The organism is Orenia sp. (assembly GCF_055140805.1).
The window spans coordinates 16,733-40,565 of the sequence record NZ_JBSQYM010000003.1; the positions used below are offsets into that span (position 1 = coordinate 16,733).

Consider the following 23,833-nt stretch of genomic DNA (forward strand, 5'->3'; position numbering starts at 1 on the left):
AAGAACTAAAAACATGGTTTTGAAAGGTTTGAACTTAACTGTCAACCGTCAACTGTGCACTGTCAACTAAGACACGAAAGTGTCGTAATATCTCTATATAACAATACTAAAGTTGGATGACTATAGAATATTTTAACGCTATAGTATATTTTTATTCCATTAAAAGGGAAATGTGACTACTAAAGAGAAAAAAATAAGCCCCTGCCTTTTGACAGGAGCTTATCTGCTAGTTTTAAAATTCATAATTTACTACCATTGAGATATAATCATTTTCATCAAATTGACCAAATAATGTATCGCCATCACCTTCAAATAATTTATAATTGAACTTGATACTGGTATCATCTTTGACAATAAACTCTAATTGGTTATCTAAAATATAGTCTTGACTTTCTAGATTATACATTAAAGATACTTCTGGTAGTATTCTCTGGTTATTAAAATCATCAGAGACCTTTAATACCATCATATTTGTAAAATAATCTTCACTATAATCTATATCTGCTGGATTATCATCGACCTTATCCTTGTCTAAAATCAATTCACTCTTCATTTGAAGATTAACATTTACATTATGTAATGGAAGGTCTCTATCTCCACCAATAATCCAAGCCAGCTTATTATTATGAACTGTGGGGTCATCCCCATCACTATCATCTGTTAAATAATAAGCTAACTCTCCTCGAGAATTGATACCAAACAGTACTGAGCTGAACTCAGCTCCCAATACCGTCACCTTATCATAATGCAAATCAAGGTCATTTAAAAATGCTTGGGAATCTCGATAGACTCCTTTTTCTAATTTTGCTATAGCACTTCTATCCATACTAAGATTTTTCAAGCGACCTTGATAGATTGAAAAACCATAATCATATCCACCTTTGGAGTTGGTATATCTTAAAGCCAACTGACCATCTTTAAGCTCTTTACTCTCATCACCTACTAAGCTATCTTCTATTTCTAGGGCAGCTGTTAAGCCAAACTCCTTAACAGCTATAGGCTTTAGTTCTTTCATTTTGCTAACCTTAGATAACACCCAATCTCCTTCTCTATCTAATTTGTTTGCTGTAAATTCTGGTGTATAAACTGCTTCTAATTTTCCAGTACCCAAATAATAATTTAATTTGACCATCTTCTCTGCTATTTGGCGATCTAAGTACTCAGGATTGATAAAATCAGTTAAATCCTCTCCATTTAAATTATCTACTACATGTAATTTATCACCTTTACCCCAGACCACCTTCATCTTACCTGCCTCTAGATCAAAGTTATCATAATATAATCGGATAAAGGCTTCATCTAAAGCTACATCTCCATTATCATCAAAGGCTAGTGTAGCCTTTAGATCAGAATTATCTCTGCTATAATCTAATCCTAACTCTAATTCACTCTCAGAGTTACTAGGATAACTTAAGTCACTATCTGACTTTTTATCTAAGATACTTCTAATTTTATATTCCAAGCTTCCTGAAAATTCAAGACTAGAGGTTTTATTATCTCCAAAACCACTGTCACCAGAAGAGCTATCTTGGTCAAAGGCACTTTCAAAAGCACAGATCTTTGCTGTAGATAAACTGAACATTAAAGTAAAAGCAATCAAGAATGTTAATAATCTTCTCATTATTTAACCTCCTTTATATTAAAGGTGGAGTAATTACTCCACCTTTAAGCTTCTATTCCTTAATTAATCTTCTTATCTTCCTGTCTTTAAGAACCTTTTAGTAAATCTTACAGGGCTAATCTTCTTATTATATTCAATATATGGTGCTCCTGATTTGCCCCTAATAATATATAACTTAGTGGAATGTCCACTCTCCATATCTTTCATAAGTGCATCAAACACAGTCCAGATACCATCTATCTTCTTAATGTTATGCTTTACTGTAAGTAGCTTCTGTAAGTCACCTGTCTTTTTACTATACATTTCTACCCTTACAGGTACAAAATGTTCTTTTGTTACCCAAGAGATTCTTTTGGCATATTGAGCATCCTCTGAATTCTTAGGAATACTTTCAACTACATAACAATCATAATCACCTAATTTCTCTTCCCTTAAAATCTTATGGTTATCCTCATCTACTTCTCTACTAGACATATCATCATAGGTAAAATCAGATCCCACAAAGGATTTACTACCTTCAGATGATGAAATCCTTCTAACCCTGCCTAGAGAAGGCAAATAAATCCATTTATCATCATCACGACCGTCATTCTCAACCTGTAAGAACCTTGTCCCTTTAATAGAAGCAGGAGTTCTAAATTCCATTACCACCTTTGACAAGTCCTTAGACTGATTGTAGGTAATCCCCCAAACTTCTATTTTACGAGCTTGCACCTCACCATCATCATCTATCAAATCCATTCCCATTAAAGCATGCATACTGTCACCATCATTAATAATATCCTTTGCTTTATCCATAACATCTCTTCCAGTCATAGCAAATGCCTGACTAGTAAAGGTTAAAGTTATAATTAAAAATAAGATTGATATTCTTCTTCTCATCTTTTAATTACCTCCCACTTATTGATTTAATGTAGCAGAAGCCTCATTACCCTCTACCCTACTATTTTTACTGATAAATTTTGGTTTAATAAGATTCAACAAGATTGGCAAGACAGTCATTGAGGCCACTGATGAGCTAAACATTGTAATACTTACTAATAGCCCTAAATTTACTAAAGGGTTGAAGTTTGAGAATAATAGTACTGCAAAGCCTGTAGCTACTGAAACTGCGTTGAAAACAATCGCCTTTCCTGAACTAAGCAGTGTATTTTTAGTTACTACCTCCAAATCATCAGTCTCTCTTCTCTGATCTTCATAGGTTGATAGAAAGTGAATAGTATAATCGACTCCAATACCAATAGCAATAGAGGCTACCATTGCTGTCCCTATATCCAGCTTAATTCCTAAAAAGCCCATCAATCCAAAATTGACCAACAAGGAGATTACTAGAGGTATAATACCAAATATTCCAGCTACAAATGATCTATAAGAGAGTGCAACAATAATAAATACAATTAGCAGAGATACAATAATACTTCTAATCTGGCTAGATACTATCAAATTATTGACTGCTAAAGACATATCAGCTGTACCAGCTACTGTTACCTCATAACCTTTTGGAAAGTTCTTCTTAACATATTGATCTACTGTCTTCTCAATAGCCTTAGTTGTAATATTGCTTGCAGTTTTAATCTGTACCATCATCCTTGCTTTAGAGGGATCTAATTGATAATTAATTAAGTCATCTAGGCTCCCTGAATACATCAATAAATATCCATTAATTAATTTAGAAAGTTGCTTTTTACTACTCTTGTTATATTTATCTAAATCATAAGGAATTTCATTGTAGGCTTCCCCTTGATAGTTTAGCTTCTTATTGATTAATTCTACAAACTCTTCTGCTGTCAAATTTAGCTCTTTAGCCTTAAGCAAAGCTTGATTAAATAATAGAGCCAGTTCTTTTTCTGATAGTTTTTCAGTTGATGGTCCCTTTATCTTCATCTCTGAACTATTCTGCTTTACAGAGCTATTAGAGTTATCCTCTCCGAAGTTACTAGTTGTTTCTTGGCTAAAGCTATCACTATCTTCTCCAAAACTACTTGTCGTCTCTTGACTAAAACTACTGCTATCTTCTCCAAAGTTACTAGTTGTCTCCTGACCAAAACTACTAGTATTCTCTTCAAAGCTACTATCCTGTTTATCAGTTGTTTTCTCCTTTTGACTAGATGTTTCTGCTGGATAGTGCATAACCTTATTCATCCTTTTCACAAAATCTGCAAAGGAGGTTACCTTGCCTACCTCTGTAAAGTTATCTTTCAAATAAATTCCCAGCTGATCCATCTTCTTTAAGATATCAGGGTCTGTTAATGCTCCCCTCTGATTACCTTCAATCAGCACGTTAAGAATATTTGTACCATTTAAATTGTCATTAGCAAATTTATCAGCCTGTCTAATCTCAGTTTTCTTTTTAAACATCTCCACAAGTATACTATCAGTAACCACCTTTGACATACCTATAATTGAGAGTATAATTATAACTAAGGTAAAGGCTAGAACTTTGATTCGTCTTTTAGAAAAGTAATGATATAAAAACATTAAAATTCTGTCTAACAGATCTTCTTGCTCATCTTCTTTCTCTTGATACTTTAACTCTTTATTTCTTACTATCAAGATTGCTGGTATTAAAGTAATTGCTACTATCAAGGCTGTAGCCACACCTATTGCTGTAAAAATTCCAAAGTGTTTAATTGGCATTATCCGACTTGTCGCCAACGAAGCAAAGCCAACTATTGTTGTTATTCCTGCCAAGGCTACTGGCTTACCCACCTTTTTAACAACTTCTAAGACCATTTCCTTATTCTTCTGTGGACTTAATTCACCTGTAGTACTTCTAATTTCATCATAATAATGGCTGATAATATGTATTCCATAGGCACTTCCTACTGCTATTAATAGTACAGGAATTACTGTAGATACCATAGTCAGATTAATCCCGAATATAGCCATAATCCCTAATGCCCAGACAGTACTAATCAATACTGTCATAATTGGTAATACTACTCCTCCTAAATTCCTAAAGGAAAGGTATAATGATATAAGTACTACCAAAATTACAAAAGGAATCAAGCGCTTTAAATCACTTTGCATATTCTCTCCTAATAATACTGTTACTGCTGGAGAGCCTGCTATATAGAACTTTAAATCATCCTGCTTATATCCTTTTAATATATCCTTAATCTTAAAATAGACATCTTCTTTTGCCTTAATGTCTACTCCAGCCTTTAGTTTAATCATAATTTGGCTTGCTTTGAAATCATTGCTATAAAGATTCCCCTTATAGATATCCCAAGAGATCAACTTTCTTTTTATCTCTGAAATTTCCTGAGAGTTTTTAGGAATTTCTTTGGCTAAAGGTGCTACTTCTAGCCCTTCTGCTGTTCCATCTATATAATCAGCATTAGATAATGACTTAACATCATCGACATCTTTAATATTTTCTAACTTCTCTGTTAGCTCACTAATCAACTTAATATTCTCTTGGTCTAAGATAGTGCTTTTTTTAGCATCAATAGCTATTACCATTGTCTCTGAACCACCATAAATATCCTCCATCTTCCGATTAGCAACTCTTGATGGATGATCATTAGGTAAGAAGATATCAACCTCATTATTTATCTTTAAATCAGGAAGTTGATAGGCAAAAAATGCTGTTAAGATAAAGATTATCACTATAATTAATTTGGAATGATTAAAAATTTTATTCAATTTAACCCTCCTTAAGTAAGATTATAGAATCTTAAATTCGTCATCTTTAATCTTATTGAACAATATCTCTAAATTCTTCAATATAATATCTACCTCTTCTTCTGGAATACCCTCCATTATTATAGAAAACCACTCTCGGTATGTATCTTTAATCAAATTCCTTAGTTTATTTCCATTATCACTTAAATAAATTAAGTAGACCCTTTTATCATCTTCTGAGCGTTTTTTAAAGATATATCCACCTTTAATTAAACTTTTAATTCCCCTGGAAATTGTAGACTTGTCAACCCCCATCTCAGAAGTCAACTCTTCTTGATTAATCCCATCACCATTATTATAAAGATAGATTAAAATGCTAGATTGACTCCGATTTAAGTTATAATCTTTTAACCTCTCACTAATAAATTTTTCATTATGCTTATGAATACCTAAAATCCACTTTCCAACTGGTTTATTTAACTCCATCTTAACCTCCTTAAAGAAAATTAATCAGATAACTGTTTTTTAATTTAGTTGCGTCTGCAACTACTATATTAACATAATTTAGTTGCACTTGCAACCATTGTGCTTTCTATATAGAAACCGATAAAAATTTCATATTAACAGTTATAGTAATACTAACAAGCTCAAATAATTTTTTGCAACGAATCTCACGAATTGACGCGAATTAAAATCAAGGGCTTTTAAATCTTTAATTTAATCTATTAATATCCTAATTCGTGTGATTGACATTAATTCGCACCCCAAGAGTACTTCTTCGGATAAATTACCTTAGAGCGTTGCTAAATTAATTTAAATTCTTTTTCATATTCTATATAGTACCTTTTTATTTAGAAAATATATCTTTAAAATTAAAAAAAGAGCATATATAGGATATGCCCTTATTGTACAAATTAGAATTTAATCCATCTTAAATAATCGATTTTTATCTAAATATCTATTTAGATAAATAATCAATCCTGCCAATAATAAGAAGTATGATATAACCACTCCATAGCCAAATCTAACACCAAATAAATCATTACAAAATCCAATAAATAGATTACCTAAGAGAATAGCTCCTATACTCCCTGTGGTCATCGTCAGACCAATGATAGTGGGAAGATTCTTATCAAAGATTTCAAACATCGTTGCTTGCATTGTGGGGAAATGGGTAGCTATAAATAATCCTGAAATGGAGAAGAAGATAGCAAAGGAGTCAGGACCAAAAATCCCTAATAAGACAGAGATTAAGGAACCGATAGCTGAGATTAATACTAAACGTAAATACCCTACTCTCTCTACTATCACACTTGCCAAAAAACGCCCTGTACTAAATAAGATAAAGAATAATGAAAAATAAAAACCTGCCTCAACTTCACTTCTTCCTTGAATCTCCTTTAAATAAAGCACCAACCAAGTAACAACACCTAACTCTCCACCACCATTAGCCAAGAACATTAAGGCAAAGACTCTTACCCTAGCATCCTTTAATACTCCTCTAAAGCTGATATCTTCCTTCTTTGTATTCTCACTTACTGTATCTGCTTTAGGAAATTTAGAATACATAGTAAAAATAAGAATAGCTGATACCAATATGATTGAAAAGGTATAAATCATCTCCCATTCAAAGCCTAGACCTAAAATGGCATTGGCATAAATAGGAGTAATTACTCCACCTATTCCAAAAAATAGATGTAAGCGATTCATCATCTTACCCTTGTTTCTAGTAAACACTTCAGAGGCTAGAGTATTCATCGAAATATTTATAATACCTAAACCTATACCTATAGTCAAAATAACTATAATAAGTAAATAATACTGACTAATATAGTTAAGCCAGATAAAGCTTAAAATTGACAACAAGGTTCCTGCTATTAGTACCTTCTTTAAACTGAACCTCCGTATCGAGATTCCACTTAAAAAATTAGCAATAATTCCTCCAATAGAGAGACACCCTAGAACAAACCCTAGCTTAGAGTGGTTAATTTGATAATCCTGCTGTATTAAAGGACCAATCTGACCTCTTAAATTACCGATAATACCAAAGATAAACATCATAAAAAATACTAGTATAATCAATTTCTTGCGATTAACATTATCTAACATATCTTATCTGCTCCTATTCTTATATTCTAGAGTTATATTCTTCACTCAATACCACTTACTGATACTTTTATCAAATAAATTTTATTATATACTTAAGTATAATGGCTATATAAGTTGAACTAATGTTTTTCTTTAAAGAATCAGAAAGTCTTTTTTGCAACGAATTAACACGAATAAAAGGCAAAAAGAATAAATTAATAGTTTAGAAATTTCTTTGTTTTAAATTCGCTAGATTCGTTGCTAAATAAGTTGAATTATTGATTTTTAATTAATGAAATTATTTAATTCAATCTATATATGATAAATTTGATTTAGATAAATAAAACCAGATAATCTACCATTTTATTGGTCAATCATCTGGCAAATATGTAGCTTTTATAATATCTTAGAAATTTTCTTTAATATAGTCTACAAACTGCCCTAGGCTTCCTCTCCAATCTGGAATAATCTCTTCTTCTGACTCTCGATCGATTAAATAGTCTTCTACTAAGAAGGTTTTAATCCCTAGTTTACCTGCCACAATATCCTCTTGCAAGTCATTACCAACTAAAATACATGATTTAGCACTAACATTCAATTTATCAATCACCTCTTGAAAGTAGGCTAAATTAGGCTTAGCATGATGCATCTCTTCATAGCTGGTTACTAGCACAAAATCTTCAGGATTTAGACCAGCCCAGCTAATCCTCTGCATGATAGCCTCTCTTGGAAACAATGGGTTGGTAGTTATAGCCATAGTATAACCTAATTCTTTCAATAACTCTATCATCTCTAAAACCTTAGTATTAGCCCTGACATCTTGTCCTAGTAATGGAAATTTATTTTTGTAGAAAGTATCAAATCTCCTTTTGGTACTTTCTATATCATCTACTTCTATCATAGAGAAGAAGGAAGCCATAAAAGCCTCTTCATTGGTCAAAGTCCCATCATTTAATATCATCTCTTGAGTAGACTTCATCAATACCTTGATAAATAATTCTGGTTTAGCCAAATCTGTAAACTCTTCTGTCAATGCCTTAAAATACCTATTCAAGAAATCATCAAAATCTATTCTCAACAAAGTTCCATCTAAATCAAATAAGATCATATCCCTTTTCTCCATCAAACCAACTCCTATTCTAATTGCTACTATAATTAAAATTTTCTCTACACTACTAGATTCTATACTAATCACAACTATCCTGTTGTTAATCTAAATAAATAAAATTTATTATATTTTACACTAGTTTATATAGGATATTCAAGTTTAAAGTGATGCTTAATGAGTATATTGCGACACTTTTAAAATTAGTGTGAGTGGGTGTGTGAGTCTGAGTAAACCCCAATAAAAAGAAGTTTTACACACACTCACACTCATAGCTCACACTCGACACAAAGTGTCGCACTATCTCTATATAGCAATATACTCAAATTTTAGAACTCTAACTATATATGCCAATAAAACAATTATACTGGTTATAGACCCAAAATCAAAATATTGATATTTGACATCAGCTATTATATAATTTTAATGAGAATCATTACCATTTTTCTAAATTTTAATACAAAGGAGCTATTAGTACTATGCTAAAAGACCTCTTTATCAATAGTAGTATTTTAATTTCCTTCTTATTTTTAGGTGGAGAAATCTTTAAAGATACTCCGCTTTCCCCCTCTGCTCCATTTAAGATGAGAATTTTTGGTGGTATTGTTTCAGGGATTTTAGGCAGTATATTAATGATTTTTAGTGTCAGAATTTCTCCTGAAATAGTCTTAGACCTACGACACTTTGCAATTATTATTGTAGCTATTTATGGTGGACTAACATCCTCTATAATAACTGCTCTGATAATAGCTGCTTTTCGTATCTATTATTTTCCTATTGGTTCTTTATCAATAACAGCAGGCTCTATCATTATCTTATTGGGGCTAATTAGTGGACTAATCAGCCAACTGCATATCTCCCAAAAAAGAAAGTGGCTATATATGAATGTAGTTAATACAGCAATTATATCTACAGACCTATTGCTTGTTGTTAAAGAGAATGACTTGGTCTTAGAATCAACTATTTATTTTGTAATGATGTCTATAATTACAGGGCTATTAGTGTATCACTTTTCTAACTACATTACAGTATCAAATAGCCTTTATAAAAAATTCAAAATCGAGGCTACTCAAGATTTTCTGACTGGCCTTAATAATGTTAGAAGCTTTGATAACAAACTCAATGATGTGATAACAAGACTAGATAGAAATAAAGAAGATCTTTCTATTATCATCCTAGATATTGACCACTTTAAAAGAATAAACGATACTTATGGCCATGTGGCAGGTGACTATGTCTTAAAAAAATTGGCTAAAGTTCTATCTAGTTCATGTAGAGACCTTGATATAGTAGCAAGAACTGGTGGGGAAGAGTTCTGTATTCTATTACCTGATTGCCCTAACAAAAAAGCCCTAGCAGTGGCAGAACGGATTAGAAAAAATGTAGAAAAGCATCAATTTATCTTAGCAGATCAACAAAAAATTAATATCACTGTCTCCCTTGGAATAACTACTTATCCAGATAAGACTACAAATTTAAATAGTATAGTTGAAGAAGCAGACTATGCCTTATATCAGGCTAAACAGACAGGAAGAAATAGAGTATGTACAGGTTGATAATTAATAAATCCAAACCATAATAACTCTTAAAGTAGAGTATCCTATGGTTTGGATTTTTATATTCTCTTAAAACAAAGGTGTTTTAGAGCTAATATAGAATTAAAATTAATACATCAAGGAATATTAAAATCGTAGGGAAAGGTGGCTGGTATTTTGTTTAATAATAGAAAAGATCAGAATGAAATAATCGATCTAAATCAAGAGGAAATTGAAATAAGCACAGAAAAGGAGAATGAAAACAAATCTAAAGCTGACTTTGAAGAGAATACTATCATTGATGATAAACCTTTGCTTGAAAGATTCTCATATTATTTTCAAACTGCTTCTTCTTATAGTAAAAGAGCTCTATCAATTTTATTTCTAATAGCTTCAATGCTCTTTACCGGTATACTGATTATAGAATTATATACTAAGAACTTCTCACTACTTTGGTCTGATAAACCAGTTAAGCTGATAGCTCTTGCACTAACTACAACTATACCTGTCTACTCAATCAATATTCTCCTGCTAACTACCCTAAATGCTTTCAAAAACACTCTATTTTCCAAAGAAGAGATCAGCGAATTAAAAGTAAGCTTGACCAAAAATATATTCTCTGGAACCTTATTCTCTTTTACTTTAATCCTAATATTACTAAATTATGACTTCTTCAGCTATAAGGTACTCTTTAGTGATAGAGTCTTAACTATTGCTGACTTTATTAGACATATTCTAGTTTTAGAGGTAACAGTATTTTTAGGAATGTTCTATGAGAAGATTAGAAAGAAGTATCTTCTGTATGGATTGCTAATCATCTCAACTCTGCTGATTTATTTTACTATAAGGTATATTATTTATACTTAGAACTAGCTGTTACTTTGAAAATTAGCTAGTTTGGAGGTAGGTAGTTAGGTCAAACCTAACCGTCCAACCTCCTATCAAAAGTGTTATTTTACTCCCATTAAATGTCACTTTAAACTCAAACTCCACCAATGTACTTCCTATCTAGACTCCGATATTGTATTGCTTCAGCTATGTGTTCTGCTAAGATTATCTCTTCACCTACTAAATCAGCTATAGTCCTAGCCAATTTCAATATCCGATCATAGGCTCTAGCACTTAGGTTTAAGCTGCTAATCGCCTGCTCCAATAAATTAACAGCAGCTTGATTCATAATACAGTATTTTTCTACCATCGAGCTAGTCATCTCTACATTACAGTTAATCTCTTCAGCTTTAAACCTAGCTGCTTGAAGCTCCCGTGCCACTTCTACCCTCTTTTTGATATCAACAGAGCCTTCACTTTTTTGATAATTAGTTAACTCTTCAACCTCCAAGCGAGGAACTTCAAGGTGAATATCAATTCTATCAAGCAAAGGACCTGATATTTTACCAAGATAACGATTAACCTGCTTAGGAGTACAAGCACATTCCTGTTTGATATCCCCATAATAACCACAAGGACAAGGATTCATCGCTGCAATCAGCATGAATTTAGCAGGATAATCTAGACTAGTTAATGCTCTTGAGATAGTAACTCTTCCTTCTTCTAAAGGCTGGCGTAAGACCTCCAATACATTTTTCTTAAATTCAGGCAGTTCATCTAAAAATAGGACACCATGATGAGCTAAACTGACCTCACCAGGCTTTGGAATCCTCCCACCTCCAATTAGACCAACATCAGAGGTTGTGTGGTGGGGACTACGAAAGGGTCGGTTGGTAATTAGAGATTTTTCCTTTGCCAATCGACCGATTATACTGAAAATCCTAGTAACTTCAATAGCTTCTTCTTTAGTCAAGCTAGGCAAGATAGTAGGTAATCTCTTAGCCAGCATCGTCTTTCCTGACCCTGGCGGTCCAATCATAATCAGATTATGACCACCTGCTGCTGCAACCTCCAAAGCTCTCTTAGCAGCTTCTTGCCCCTTAACATCAGAAAAGTCAATCTTATACTCTTGATTATTAGACAATTGATAATTCTCTTTAATAGCCTCAATCTTTAAAGTCCCATTAAGATAAGCAATAGTCTCCTCTAAATTCTTGACAGCAATTACCTCTAATCCCTCTACTACACTAGCCTCCTGAGAGTTTTCAACTGGTAGAATAAAGCCTTTCTTTCCTGACTCTTTTGCTGCTAATGCCATCGATAAAACCCCTTTGACACCTCTAATCTGGCCATCTAAAGAGAGTTCTCCAATCAATGCATAATCATCCAACCTCCTATTATCTATCAGGCCTGAAGCTGCTAAAATAGAGATTGCAATAGGTAAGTCAAAAGCTGCTCCTTCCTTTTTAATATCAGCAGGGGCTAAGTTGACAGTAATCCTCTTAATTGGAAAGGGATAACCAGAGTTCTTAATGGCAGAACGTACCCTCTCCTTGGCCTCTCTAACAGCCACATCAGGCAATCCAACTATATTAAAAGCAGGTAATCCCTTAGCCAAATCAACTTCCACCTCTACCAAATAACCATCTATCCCTAATACTGCATTACTTATCGCCTTTGCTAACATTCTATTTCCTCCTAACAATAAAAAGCATTTTTAAACAATTCTATCTCTCTATCTCTTTTGTCTCCAGAGATTGCCACTACATCAAAGCGAAAATCACTCTCTACTTGCTTATTACTCAAATAGTATCTAGCTACCTGCTCTAACTTCTTCTGCTTTCGATAGTCAACCTTCTCCTGTGGGCTCATATATGATTTATTATTACTTAACTTAACCTCTACAAAAACCAGATATTCCTCTTCTTTAGCTATTAAATCAATCTCTCCATAACGGCACCAGAAGTTCTCTTCTATAATCTGATATCCTTCTTTTTCTAGAAATAATTTAGCTAATTCTTCTCCCATTCTGCCTAAACTTCTTGTATCCAAATTAATACCTCCTAATATCATTACTAGGATATGGTAACCATTCTATCTGTAATTATACATATATATAGAATATTTAGTGGCTAATAAACTCTTTTTTCTCATTACATCTGCCTCGTAACCACTTACTGTCATACAACTTTAAAATTAAATTTAAACTCGTCTCTATATAGAGATAGTGCGACACTTTTTATTAATGATAAATTTACTAGCCACAGGTTTCAACCTGTGGTGATGATGACATGTTACACTACGGGTTAAAACCCGTAGCTAAAACTTAAACTGTCTCAATATCCCCATTAAGTCTTACTTTACAACTTCTTATTCATCTAAAGTTAATTACATTTAATATACAATACTAACATAATCTTTTAAATGAAAGAGTACTTATTTTTCTACTTTTGCATATAATAAGATTAAAGGTAATCTTCGAGGTTACCTTTTAATATAGATAGCCCCATCAAGTTAACTTGATGGGGCTTTTATTTTCTATATATTATTATAATCATTTTCAAATAATACTTCATTTATGAATATAACTTATGTTATAATTATGGTAAATAAGTTAATTTTATAGTTAATAAACCAGATAAGAAGGTGACAATATGGAAGATGATAAAGCTATCCAAGAGTATATTGAAAAAAATTTAGAATATAGTAATTTATTATTAAATTTTACAGAAATGCTAGTAATGATGACAAAAAAAGACTCTACAGTCAAAATTGAAAAGGTTGAGGCTGAAGAGCTAGCAGAAGAATTTGATCAAGAATTATGGGGATTAGACCTTACAATCAGTATAGTACTAGGTAATGAAGCCTATGGAAAGACAGAATTATTCTTATTTGAAGATAAAAACAATAGAGATAACTTGTATGACTATTTAAATCAACTAGTCTCTCTTTAAAAAATCAGAACCTAAACTCTTATATCTATAGAGTTTGAGCCAAGTCCATCATCTTTATTTAAGACTTTAAGCAGCAGCTTACCATTATACCAGCCCTTGATCTTGACTTTAATCTTCTCCCCTTCTGCTAGCTCTGCCTTACAACTTGCTTCAATTGCCCTTCTACCAAATTTAATAACCACACTCTCTGTTTTAACCTCCAATACCGTACCTTCTATGATATCTCCAGCTTTAAGCATCTTATCACCCATTCATGGATTCTCTGACTATCCCAAAGGAAGTACGGTGTAAAGGGGTTATCCCATATCTCTTTAAAGCTTGGATATGCTCTCCTGTACCATAGCCTTTATTTGAAGCAAATTTATACTGTGGATACTTACTATCATATTCAACTAACATTCTATCTCTAGTGACTTTAGCTACAATTGAAGCTGCTGCAATAGAGACACTATGGGCATCTCCTTCAATGATTCCTGCTTGAGCAATAGTGATATCTGGAATCGTTTCAGCATCAACTAATAAGTAATCTGGTCTATGCTCTAAACTATTTATAGCTTCCCTCATTGCCTGATATGTAGCCTGTAGAATATTAATCTCATCAATCCTCTTATTATCAACAATTCCTACCCCTATATCTATTGCCTTCTCCTGAATTATTCTAAAGAGCTCTTCTCTTTTCTTCTCAGATAACTTTTTAGAGTCATCTAAGCCTAAAATCTGTTCATCCTCTGGTAGAATAACTACAGCTGCTACCACAGGTCCAGCTAAAGGTCCCCTGCCTGCCTCATCAATACCTCCAATTACCCTATACCCCTTCTCTTTTACTCTCTTCTCATGGATACTCATCTTCTTATACTTTGCTTTTAGCTCCTCTTCTTTTCTCTGCTGACGTATCAGTTGTTGGGCTAAGCGCTGTACACCCTTTCTTGAATCTAAAGCTAGACTTTCAACTAATTCATCAGTAACCTCTTCCATCTCATCTAACTTAACTTTAATCTCTTTGATACTTAAATTAGATAAATCCATAATTTATCCCCCTTATATAATTCAGTTCAGTAATGAGTAACTAGTGACAAGTAACTACTAATAAGCTACAATAAAAGTTTTTACTCGTCACCCGTAACTTGTTACTTCGTCACTAATCTAATTCCTGTGGCGGTAACTCTAAAGTTAAATTGCCAAACTTGCCATCTCTAAACTCTTTGATAATTATATCTGAAGTTCGGTCCCGATCAATTCGACCACCAGATTGTAAGCAACCACGCTTTCTACCAATATCGGCTACCAATTCATAGTTGTCAGGATTTAAATAATCTAATTTAAATCTCTCCTCTAACTTCTCTGGGGCAACTTCACTTAATAGTTCCACTAATTTATAAGCAAGTAGTTCACTATCAAAGATGGTCTCTTTAATCGCTCCAGCAAGAGCCAATCTAAAACCAACCTGCTGATCTTCAAATTTAGGCCATAAGATACCAGGTGTATCTAATAACTCAAAACCTTTTTTAAGCTTAACCCACTGCTGACCTCTAGTAACCCCAGGTCTATTACCAGTTTTAGCACTACTTTTATTACTTAGTTGATTAATTAATTGGGATTTTCCTACATTAGGGATTCCTACAATCATCATTCTGATATTCCGTTCATTTCTACCTTTCGCTTTTAAAGCTACAAACTCTTCATCCATTAAATCCCTAGCCAACTTCAAAATCTGATTTATCCCTTGTCCTGTCAAAGAGTTGACTGCTACTGTAGGAGCAATCTTGGAGAAGTATCTCTTCCACTCCTTGGTTCTTGCTGGGTCAGCCAGATCGATCTTATTAAGGACTATTATCCTCTTTTGCCCTTTTAACGTATCATCGATATCAGGATTTCTACTACTAAAGGGAATTCTTGCATCTAATAGTTCAATCACTACATCTATTAATTTTAATCTATCCTCAACCTGCCTTTTGGCTCTTACCATATGACCTGGATACCATTGTATTGTCATTAATTTCCCTCCCTAATTAGACCCATCCTATTTAAAGGCCAGAAAATAACAAATGCTTTTCCTACTATATTCTTACGAGGTACAAAGCCCCAAAACCTACTATCTTCACTATTATTACGATTATCACCTAACATAAAATAATGCCCTTTAGGTACTTTAACCTCAGGAAAATCGGTATAGCTTCTTTCTAATGTATAATTCTCTTCTAAAGGCTTATCATTAATATATACCTGCCCTTCAACTATCTTCACTTTATCACCTGGTAAACCAATTAGCCTTTTGATAAACCTACGCTTGGGATCAACTGGCCATCTAAATACAATTATCTCTTGCCTTTTAGGTTCACGAAACCTATAGATAAACTTATTGGCAAAGATTCTATCACCAGGCTTTAAGGTCGGAATCATAGAACCTGATGGGATATAGAAGGCCTGTACCACAAAAGTAATGATAAAAAAAGAGATTAAAAGAGCAATTACTATCGATTTTAAATATTCCTTAAACAATTCAACTCCACTCCCTTATTATAATTAAGTTTTAAGGATAAACCTGAGCATAAATTGGACTTAAACTCATGCTTATCCTTAATTATGTAGAATAGAAAAAAAGGACAGGCTTAAATAGCCAGTCCCTCTTGTAATCTAAGTTAATTAGAATCTCTTTTCTTTTACTTGAGCAGCCTTACCTCTACGTTCTCTTAGGTAATATAATTTAGCTCTATTTACATCTCCACGTCTTGCTACTTCAATTTTAGCAATTTTTGGGGAATGAATTGGGAAAACACGTTCAACTCCAACTCCAAAAGAAATCTTTCTTACAGTGAAAGTCTCTCTGACTCCTCCACCTTGCTTTTTGATAACGATTCCTTGGAAAATTTGGATTCTCTCTTTCCCACCCTCTTTAACTTTTACGTGTACTTTAACAGTATCACCAGAGTTAAATTCAGGAATATCATTTTTTAATTGTTGGCTTTCGATAGCATCAATTATGTTCATTGGTCTTGCCTCCTCTCTCAAAACGTTCTTAAACCCTTGGGGCCAGAGGACCGTCTGTCTTCACACTAGGATATTATAACATAAGAATTTATAGATTACAAGAGAATTTATTAAATTGTCATAAACTTAAATTTAAGATTAAGTCTAAGCTTAAGTAGTTCTTAAATCTATACTTATACTCAAGCTTAGGCTTAACCAAACCAGCTTTCACCTAATAGCCTGTCCAAAATAATAGCTGCAGCACTTCTAACTGATAGATGGTTATAGTCTCCTCTGCCATAGATTGGCTCTAAGATATACTCTGTTGAGTTCATAACCTCTTTAGTCAAGCCCCATCCTGTACCTAATAGAACTAAATAAGGTCTATCACCACTATGTATCTTCTCTCTTAAAGCTTTATATGTTATCGTATTAGGATAAGTTCTAGCATCAGTGGTTATCAAGACTGGGGCTTCTTTTTCTATGCTCTTGATATCAGCTACAACCTCGGCTAATTCTGCCTTAATATCGAGGATACTAAAAGCCTCTTTTCTATCTGGATTATATTCTGCCCCAAAATCACCTGACCAATACTCCTTCATTCTCCCTACTAGCTTCTGCTGTGATTCTAGATGGTTAACAATATAATATTTATTTACATCATAGGTTTTACTAGAACGGGCAATGTCATGTAAATCAAAGTTGGTCACAGTTGTAGTAATAACTTCCATCCGCTTATTATAAACAGGATTATGTAATAATGCTAGATAAAATCTAGGTTCTGCCATCTTAGCCCTCCTTCTGCAATTCTTCTTTAATTTCTGCTAATAGCTCTTTATCTTCTGCAGATAGTTCAATCTCTTCTAACAAATCTGCTCTTCTTAATAATGTCTTCTTTAATGCTTCTTTTCTTCTCCAACGGGCAATCTTTCCATGGTCTCCACTTAATAAGATACTAGGAACCTCTAAATCCCTAAACTCCTGTGGCCGGGTGTATTGGGGATAATCTAATATCCCATGGTAAAAAGAATCTTCTATATAGGACTCATCACTTCCTAACACCCCTGGTAGCATTCTTGAGATAGCATCGACTAAAACCATAGCAGGCAACTCTCCACCTGTCAAAACAAAATCACCAATTGAGACCTCATGGGTAACTAACTCATCTCTAACTCTTTGGTCAATACCTTCATAATGACCACATAACAAGACCAATCTCTCCCTCTTAGCAAAATCCTTTGCCATCTGTTGATTAAAGGTCTTACCTTGCGGTGTTAATAAGATAACTGGAATACCTTCATCTATCTCCAAATCATCAACTGCTCTAAAGATAGGCTCTGGCTTCATCACCATTCCTGCTCCACCACCATAAGGGTAATCATCAGCCTGCTTATGTTTATCAGTAGCATAATCACGAATATTGATAGTCTCTATATCAATTAAATCTCTCTGTTGTGCTTTATTTAAAATACTATTCCCCAAAACCCCTTCGAACATTTCAGGAAATAATGTCAAAATCTCAAACTTCATTATATCACCTTACCTCAATCCTGGTAATAGTTTAACTACCATCTTCTGTGTACTTAAATCAACATTTAAGATAACATCTTTGATCGCAGGTAATAATAGCTCTTCACCATCATTACTTATTATATAAACATCATTGGCGCCAGTCTCCAAGACCTCTTGTACACTTCCTAAATACTCTCCACTTTCAGTATAGACCTCCACCCCAATTATCTCATCTACATAATAATTATCTTCTGCTAACTCCACCTTATCTTCTTCAGCTATCTGGATTAAATAGCCTTTATGGTCAATAGCTTCTGCAATTCCATCAAAGCCTTCAAACTTTAAGATAACAAACTGCTTATGATACCAGACATCCTCTAGATAGACCTCTTTTTTGATTCTATTTTTAACTAAATAGACTCTATCTAACATTTCAAACCTTTCAATAAAATCAGTTAAAGGCTTAACTCTAACCTCTCCTTTATTTCCCTGATAACGAATAATCTCTCCTATAGTGATTAATTTCTCAGTCATAAGAGCACCCCCATTTATTATATCCTATTAGTAGATATAAATTAAAGTATTTATCAGAAATTAGCAAAAGGCTAGAGATTTACTCTAGCCTTTTATCAAATAAGTAGATTTTATAAAATCAATCTATAATCTTAACTAAAACATGTTTGTCTGTTTTAGTTGCTGCTGCACCAATGACAGTTCTAATAGCTTTGGCAACTCTTCCACCTTTACCAATAACTTTACCCATATCATCAGCAGCAACCTTTAATTCTAAAATCGTAGATTGACCTTCTTCTTTTTGATTTATTAGAATCTCTTCAGGATTGTCCACAATATATTTAACGATTGTTCGCAATACCTCTTTCAAAAAGAGCACCTCCAAAGCTAAACTTTAAGCAAAAATTATTTTCTCTTCATCTCGTCAAACTTTTTCATAATCCCTTGACGACTTAAAATATTTCTTACAGTATTAGAAGGTTGTGCCCCATTGCTTAACCAATTTAGTGCAGCCTCTTCATTAACTTTAACTGTTTCTGGATCAGTTGTAGGGTTGTAGTATCCAAGCTCTTCGATGAATCGTCCGTCTCTAGGCTTACGAGAATCAGCAACAACTAATCTATAAAAAGGATTTCTTTTAGAACCCATTCTTTTTAATCTAATCTTAACTGCCATTATACTTCACCTCCTTTAAAGTAGTAATTAGTGTGAGTCTTGAGTGTGAGTAAAATAAATCTGAATTTAATCAATTCACACTCACACTGATTTCTGACATTGTTTTACATAAAAGGTAATTTAAACTTACCTTTCATCTTACCTGAACCTAATCCTTTACTCATCTCACCCATCTGTTTCATCATCTTTCTAGTCTGCTGGAATTGCTTTAATAAACGATTTACATCTTGAACTGTTGTTCCACTTCCCTTTGCAATTCTACGGCGACGACTACCCTTAATCAACTCAGGATTACGACGTTCTTCTACTGTCATAGAATTAATAATTGCTTCAATCTTATCTAACTCTTTTTCATCAACCTTAATTCCTTTCAACTGTTTGCCGACACCAGGAATCATTCCCATTATTTCTTCAAGAGGTCCCATATTTCTGACCTGCTTCATCTGGTCTAAGAAATCCTCAAAGCTAAACTCTTGCTTTCTTAGCTTCTCTTCTAATTCCCTAGCTTTTTTCTCATCAAATTGAGCTTCAGCTTTCTCAATTAGAGTTAGTACATCACCCATTCCTAAAATTCTAGATGCCATCCGGTCTGGATGAAACTCTCTTAAATCTTCTAACTTTTCTCCAAAACCTCCAAATTTAATCGGTTTTCCTGTTACTGAGCTGATAGATAAAGCAGCACCACCACGAGCGTCGCCATCTAACTTAGTTAACACAACACCATCAACACCCAAAGCCTGATCAAAGTTTTTGGCAACATTAACGGCATCCTGCCCAGTCATAGAATCTACCACCAATAATATCTCATGGGGCTTTACAGCCTTCTTAACATTCTTTAGCTCATCCATTAAGGCTTCATCTATATGTAAGCGACCCGCAGTATCTATAATTACTACATCATTACCATTAGACTCTGCATGGCTAATTGCAGCCTTGGCTATATCAACAGGGTCTTGCTTATCCCCCATAGTGAATACTGGCTGCTCTACCTGCTGACCTAATACCTGTAACTGCTTAATTGCAGCTGGTCGATAGATATCAGCAGCTACTAGCAGAGGATTCTTACCTTGAGATTTTAGTAATTTAGCCAATTTACCAACAGTGGTCGTCTTACCAGCACCTTGTAAACCAGCCATCATAATAATTGTTGGAGGATTAGAAGCAAAGGTTATCTTACTTTGAGTTCCTCCCATCAACTCTGTTAGCTCTTCATTTACTATCTTAATTACCTGCTGAGCTGGTGTCAAACTAGTTAATACTTCATGCCCTACAGCCCTTGCTTCAATCTTTTTAACAAACTTCTTAACAACTTTAAAGTTTACATCAGCCTCTAACAAAGCCAACTTTACTTCTCTTAAAGCTGTCTTAACATCCTTTTCTGATAGCTTGCCTTTTCCCTTTAATTTATCAAAAGCTCCTTGTAGCTTATCTGCTAATCCTTCAAAGATCACATCAATTCCCCCTCTTGGTAGGCTTGCAATCTAGCCAAAACATCTTTTAAATTCCTTACATTATCTTCATCCAATCTGGGTTCTATCTTATCTACTATGTTATTTAGCTTATCAAGCTCATCTCGTATACCATCATAATACTTAAGTAATTGCAATTTTTCTTCATAATCCTCTAGGGACTCTTCTGAACGTTTTAAATTATCATAAACTGCTTGGCGACTAATCCCTTGTTGCTTAGCAATCTCACCTAAAGACAAGTCATGATGATAATATAATCGAATAAACTCTTGTTGCCGTTCTGTTAAAAGTGGTGCATAAAAACTGAATAATCTGGCAACTCTAACAACCTTATCTATATTTAACAACAAAATCACCTTCATTTACTGTTAAGGAATTTCCCTTTACAGATGATAATATACCATATGATTAATCTATTGTCAAGAAATAAATTTGACACTTATTGTAGTTATCCAATTTTGGAATGAAGTTTAACTATGACTTTATATATAGATATTAGGACCTTTAGTAACTAGTAACAAGTGACTAATAACTAGTAAAGAACTTAACTTGTCACCTGTCACTCTTCACTCGTTACTGCTTTATTCTCCAAATAATGCTTCAATAAATGATTCTGCCTCAAAGTCTTGCAAATCTTCTGCAGACTCCCCTACACCAATTAGCTTGATAGGAATTCCTAGTTCCTCTTTAATTGCAATTACCACTCCACCTTTAGCTGTTCCATCTAGCTTAGTTAGAGCAATACCATCTATAGCTACTGCATCATTAAACAATTTGGCTTGATTGACAGCATTTTGTCCAGTAGTAGCATCTAATACCAATAATACCTCTACTTTCATCTCTCCAGCTTCACGAGTAATTACTCTCTTAACCTTCTCTAGCTCTTGCATCAAATTTGATTGGGTATGTAGCCGACCTGCAGTATCAACAATTAATAAATCTACTCCTCTAGACTTAGCTGCTTGTACAGCATCATAGGCTACAGCTGCTGAATCTGCTCCTTCTTGGTGGGCAATAATATCTACCCCTACTCTAGAACTCCAAACCTTTAACTGATCAATAGCAGCAGCCCTAAAGGTATCTCCAGCTCCTAATAAAACCTTCATCCCTGCTTCTTTAGTTCTTTGAGCTATCTTACCAATAGTTGTAGTCTTTCCAGCACCATTTACTCCTACCACCATCAAAATTGTGGCTTCGTCACTATCTTCTTTTTCGTCACCTTTACTTAAGATCTCAATTAATTGATTCTTAAATAACTCAGTTAGATCTTTAGGCTCTTTGATATTATCTTTTTTAGCCTTTTCTCTTAAATCATCTACCAAATTCATTGTAGTATGTACACCAACATCTGCTTGAATTAAAATCTCCTCTAACTCTTCAAATAACTCTTCATCAATACTAGTAAATTTACTAAAAAGATTCTCTACTTGTGCCACAAAACCATTTCTAGTCTTACTTAAACCTTTCTTTAATCTACCAAAGAAACTGAGCTTAGTCTCTTCTGGTTGCGACTCTTCAACCTCTACTTCCTCTTTTTGAACTATATCTTCTTCAATTACCTCTTCTTGTTCAGCTACTACTTCTTTCTTTTCACTCACATCTTCTTTAATCTCTTCCTCTGTTTGAGGTTGTTGAATCTCTTCAACTTTAGTAACTTCTTCACCCTTTTGCATCTCTTCTTCTTTCTTCTTCTTTTTCTTAGCAAATCCAAAAATCTTCTTTAACATAATCTCTCCCCCTTACTTCAATTCCAATGACTTACATAAATCTGTATACTCTTGTGCAATTCCAAAACGTCTTTTTCTAATCTCTGCTTCTTGTTCTGGAGTCTCAGCAAGATAATATTTTTGACCTACCTCTTCATATTCATCAGCCAACTCAGCTACCTCTTCTCTTAGCTCAATTACAGTAGCACCTTTGATAGTACCTTCCTTATCATGGCCGATAGCTATTACTGGCCTGCCCCAGCTTCCTGGTCCAGCCATAGCATCACCCATATGCATTACTCCTGTTCCACCAGGATGGGTATGTACAATTGCAATATTGTGAGGAATAATATCTGTATAAGCCTCTTTTAAAGAGATACCTGAAATATCAGTATAGCTAGAAGCCAACATCCTAGAAGGAACATAACCCATCCCTCCAACAACTATCTCTCCTTTTTGGATGATATGACCATCGATTATCTCTCCAATTGCTGCAACTTCTCTTCCTTGTTCTACTTCAGTGGATTTAGCAACCAAGCGCTTAGCAAACTCTTCATCAATAGAATTTACTTCAATTGCTGGTATCTGCCACTCTTTCTCTGGAATTTGGGCTAAGTTCAGCTCTCCTTCTGGAATATCTACTTGCTTTAATTCTTTACAGATATCCAAATAGTTGAGCTGTAAATTGAAGGATTCTCGTAAAATCTCTCTCTCTTCCTCCATAGTCTTAGCTGTCAATCTATGTAACTGAATATCTTCAGATTCAGTAGACAAATCAAAGTACTCCTTTTTAGGATAAATTAATCCTACTCCAGCTGCTTTACCCATCTTAACTCCAATACTAATTAATGGTATATTGAAGATATCAAGACCACCTGTACCTACGATAATACCAGTCTTTCCAGGATTTGTAGTAATAATCACTGCATTTTCAGGTAGCTGATTGATAATTTCTAGTAAAGATTCTCCATCAGTCTTGGCGACCTTAGATAACATCTGTCGATAAGGTAAGCCAGATATCCCACCATTAACTATTTCAGTTATTGAGTCAATATATCCTTCTTGATTAATAAAACCTATCGCTCCTGCAGAACGCCCTTGACTTAAGTGGTTACTTCTATCAACCAATCTATCTATTATAAAACTTGCTATTCCTTTAACTTTCATTATACGCCCTCCTTTGAGACTATATTTTTCCTGTTTATCTAAGACAATATACTAAGATTTTATATT

At 33.9% G+C, this 23,833-nt stretch carries 25 protein-coding genes; 3 read left to right on the top strand and 22 right to left on the bottom strand.

Translation table 11 applies throughout. The features are described from left to right. Nucleotides 1-232: 232 nt before the first annotated feature. The 6 genes from ACTCDL_RS00550 to ACTCDL_RS00575 all read right to left on the bottom strand — a co-directional run bounded on the left by ACTCDL_RS00550 (nucleotide 233) and on the right by ACTCDL_RS00575 (nucleotide 8,531). On the bottom strand, nucleotides 233-1,621 hold the full coding sequence (locus tag ACTCDL_RS00550) for a hypothetical protein (protein WP_463173268.1): 1,389 nt from the start codon (nucleotides 1,619-1,621) through the stop codon (nucleotides 233-235). 72 nt (nucleotides 1,622-1,693) lie between these two features. After that, nucleotides 1,694-2,503 carry an outer membrane lipoprotein-sorting protein gene (locus ACTCDL_RS00555; RefSeq protein ID WP_463173269.1) on the bottom strand — a complete coding sequence of 270 codons (810 nt, stop codon included), beginning with the start codon at nucleotides 2,501-2,503 and terminating at the stop codon, nucleotides 1,694-1,696. Between the two features lie 18 nt (nucleotides 2,504-2,521). Next, entirely contained in the window at nucleotides 2,522-5,269 is a 2,748-nt protein-coding gene (locus ACTCDL_RS00560; RefSeq protein ID WP_463173270.1) for an efflux RND transporter permease subunit, read from the bottom strand. A gap of 21 nt (nucleotides 5,270-5,290) precedes the next feature. Next, on the bottom strand, nucleotides 5,291-5,734 hold the full coding sequence (locus tag ACTCDL_RS00565; protein ID WP_463173271.1) for a MarR family winged helix-turn-helix transcriptional regulator: 444 nt from the start codon (nucleotides 5,732-5,734) through the stop codon (nucleotides 5,291-5,293). Nucleotides 5,735-6,169: 435 nt separating this feature from the next. After that, the gene (locus tag ACTCDL_RS00570; protein ID WP_463173272.1) at nucleotides 6,170-7,357 is read right to left on the bottom strand and encodes an MFS transporter; all 1,188 of its coding nucleotides are present in this window, start codon (nucleotides 7,355-7,357) and stop codon (nucleotides 6,170-6,172) included. A gap of 385 nt (nucleotides 7,358-7,742) precedes the next feature. Then, the gene (locus tag ACTCDL_RS00575; protein WP_463173273.1) at nucleotides 7,743-8,531 is read right to left on the bottom strand and encodes an HAD family hydrolase; all 789 of its coding nucleotides are present in this window, start codon (nucleotides 8,529-8,531) and stop codon (nucleotides 7,743-7,745) included. A 389-nt stretch (nucleotides 8,532-8,920) separates the two neighbouring features. On the opposite strand from ACTCDL_RS00575, the gene ACTCDL_RS00580 reads away from it, so the two are divergent. Both ACTCDL_RS00580 and ACTCDL_RS00585 read left to right on the top strand, forming a co-directional pair. Continuing rightward, nucleotides 8,921-9,997 (top strand): diguanylate cyclase, encoded by a 1,077-nt coding sequence (locus ACTCDL_RS00580; protein WP_463173274.1) that lies wholly within the window; start codon nucleotides 8,921-8,923, stop codon nucleotides 9,995-9,997. A gap of 156 nt (nucleotides 9,998-10,153) precedes the next feature. After that, a complete protein-coding gene (locus ACTCDL_RS00585; protein WP_463173275.1) occupies nucleotides 10,154-10,843 on the top strand; it encodes a hypothetical protein in 690 nt (229 codons plus the stop codon). A 115-nt stretch (nucleotides 10,844-10,958) separates the two neighbouring features. Here ACTCDL_RS00585 and ACTCDL_RS00590 read toward each other — a convergent pair whose 3' ends face one another. Both ACTCDL_RS00590 and ACTCDL_RS00595 read right to left on the bottom strand, forming a co-directional pair. Beyond that, entirely contained in the window at nucleotides 10,959-12,491 is a 1,533-nt protein-coding gene (locus ACTCDL_RS00590; RefSeq protein ID WP_463173276.1) for a YifB family Mg chelatase-like AAA ATPase, read from the bottom strand. A gap of 11 nt (nucleotides 12,492-12,502) precedes the next feature. Then, nucleotides 12,503-12,856: a YraN family protein gene (locus ACTCDL_RS00595; protein WP_463173277.1), complete on the bottom strand. Its 354-nt coding sequence runs from the start codon at nucleotides 12,854-12,856 to the stop codon at nucleotides 12,503-12,505. Between the two features lie 602 nt (nucleotides 12,857-13,458). Between ACTCDL_RS00595 and ACTCDL_RS00600 the strand changes: the two genes are divergently transcribed. Next, a complete protein-coding gene (locus ACTCDL_RS00600; protein ID WP_463173278.1) occupies nucleotides 13,459-13,758 on the top strand; it encodes a hypothetical protein in 300 nt (99 codons plus the stop codon). Nucleotides 13,759-13,769: 11 nt separating this feature from the next. Here ACTCDL_RS00600 and ACTCDL_RS00605 read toward each other — a convergent pair whose 3' ends face one another. The 14 genes from ACTCDL_RS00605 to ACTCDL_RS00670 form a co-directional block, all read right to left on the bottom strand. Continuing rightward, a complete protein-coding gene (locus ACTCDL_RS00605; RefSeq protein WP_463173279.1) occupies nucleotides 13,770-13,997 on the bottom strand; it encodes a hypothetical protein in 228 nt (75 codons plus the stop codon). Nucleotides 13,998-14,001: 4 nt separating this feature from the next. Continuing rightward, the gene (locus ACTCDL_RS00610; RefSeq protein ID WP_463173280.1) at nucleotides 14,002-14,784 is read right to left on the bottom strand and encodes a ribonuclease HII; all 783 of its coding nucleotides are present in this window, start codon (nucleotides 14,782-14,784) and stop codon (nucleotides 14,002-14,004) included. Between the two features lie 112 nt (nucleotides 14,785-14,896). After that, on the bottom strand, nucleotides 14,897-15,751 hold the full coding sequence (ylqF, locus tag ACTCDL_RS00615; RefSeq protein WP_463173281.1) for a ribosome biogenesis GTPase YlqF: 855 nt from the start codon (nucleotides 15,749-15,751) through the stop codon (nucleotides 14,897-14,899). After that, on the bottom strand, nucleotides 15,751-16,257 hold the full coding sequence (gene lepB, locus ACTCDL_RS00620; RefSeq protein ID WP_463173282.1) for a signal peptidase I: 507 nt from the start codon (nucleotides 16,255-16,257) through the stop codon (nucleotides 15,751-15,753). The genes ylqF and lepB overlap by 1 nt, the downstream gene beginning before the upstream one ends. Before the next feature lie 144 nt (nucleotides 16,258-16,401). Further along, complete coding sequence (gene rplS, locus ACTCDL_RS00625) at nucleotides 16,402-16,746, bottom strand: 50S ribosomal protein L19 (RefSeq protein WP_463173283.1); 345 nt, start codon at nucleotides 16,744-16,746, stop codon at nucleotides 16,402-16,404. Nucleotides 16,747-16,937: 191 nt separating this feature from the next. Further along, the gene (locus ACTCDL_RS00630) at nucleotides 16,938-17,513 is read right to left on the bottom strand and encodes an RNA methyltransferase (RefSeq protein ID WP_463173284.1); all 576 of its coding nucleotides are present in this window, start codon (nucleotides 17,511-17,513) and stop codon (nucleotides 16,938-16,940) included. A 1-nt stretch (nucleotide 17,514) separates the two neighbouring features. Beyond that, nucleotides 17,515-18,255: a tRNA (guanosine(37)-N1)-methyltransferase TrmD gene (gene trmD / locus ACTCDL_RS00635; RefSeq protein ID WP_463173285.1), complete on the bottom strand. Its 741-nt coding sequence runs from the start codon at nucleotides 18,253-18,255 to the stop codon at nucleotides 17,515-17,517. Nucleotides 18,256-18,264: 9 nt separating this feature from the next. Next, nucleotides 18,265-18,771, bottom strand: a complete 507-nt coding sequence (gene rimM / locus ACTCDL_RS00640) for a ribosome maturation factor RimM (RefSeq protein WP_463173286.1) — start codon at nucleotides 18,769-18,771, stop codon at nucleotides 18,265-18,267. A gap of 118 nt (nucleotides 18,772-18,889) precedes the next feature. Then, the gene (locus ACTCDL_RS00645) at nucleotides 18,890-19,120 is read right to left on the bottom strand and encodes a KH domain-containing protein (RefSeq protein WP_463173287.1); all 231 of its coding nucleotides are present in this window, start codon (nucleotides 19,118-19,120) and stop codon (nucleotides 18,890-18,892) included. Between the two features lie 35 nt (nucleotides 19,121-19,155). Beyond that, nucleotides 19,156-19,425 (bottom strand): 30S ribosomal protein S16, encoded by a 270-nt coding sequence (gene rpsP, locus ACTCDL_RS00650; RefSeq protein WP_097018571.1) that lies wholly within the window; start codon nucleotides 19,423-19,425, stop codon nucleotides 19,156-19,158. A 104-nt stretch (nucleotides 19,426-19,529) separates the two neighbouring features. Further along, entirely contained in the window at nucleotides 19,530-20,876 is a 1,347-nt protein-coding gene (ffh, locus tag ACTCDL_RS00655; protein ID WP_463173288.1) for a signal recognition particle protein, read from the bottom strand. Then, nucleotides 20,873-21,241, bottom strand: coding sequence for a YlxM family DNA-binding protein (gene ylxM, locus ACTCDL_RS00660; protein ID WP_463173289.1), 369 nt, complete (start codon nucleotides 21,239-21,241; stop codon nucleotides 20,873-20,875). Before ylxM ends, ffh begins: the two co-directional genes overlap by 4 nt. Nucleotides 21,242-21,475: 234 nt before the next feature. Then, nucleotides 21,476-22,621 carry a signal recognition particle-docking protein FtsY gene (ftsY, locus tag ACTCDL_RS00665; protein ID WP_463173290.1) on the bottom strand — a complete coding sequence of 382 codons (1,146 nt, stop codon included), beginning with the start codon at nucleotides 22,619-22,621 and terminating at the stop codon, nucleotides 21,476-21,478. Nucleotides 22,622-22,633: 12 nt separating this feature from the next. Beyond that, a complete protein-coding gene (locus ACTCDL_RS00670) occupies nucleotides 22,634-23,767 on the bottom strand; it encodes a peptidase S7 (protein WP_463173291.1) in 1,134 nt (377 codons plus the stop codon). Nucleotides 23,768-23,833 lie beyond the last annotated feature (66 nt).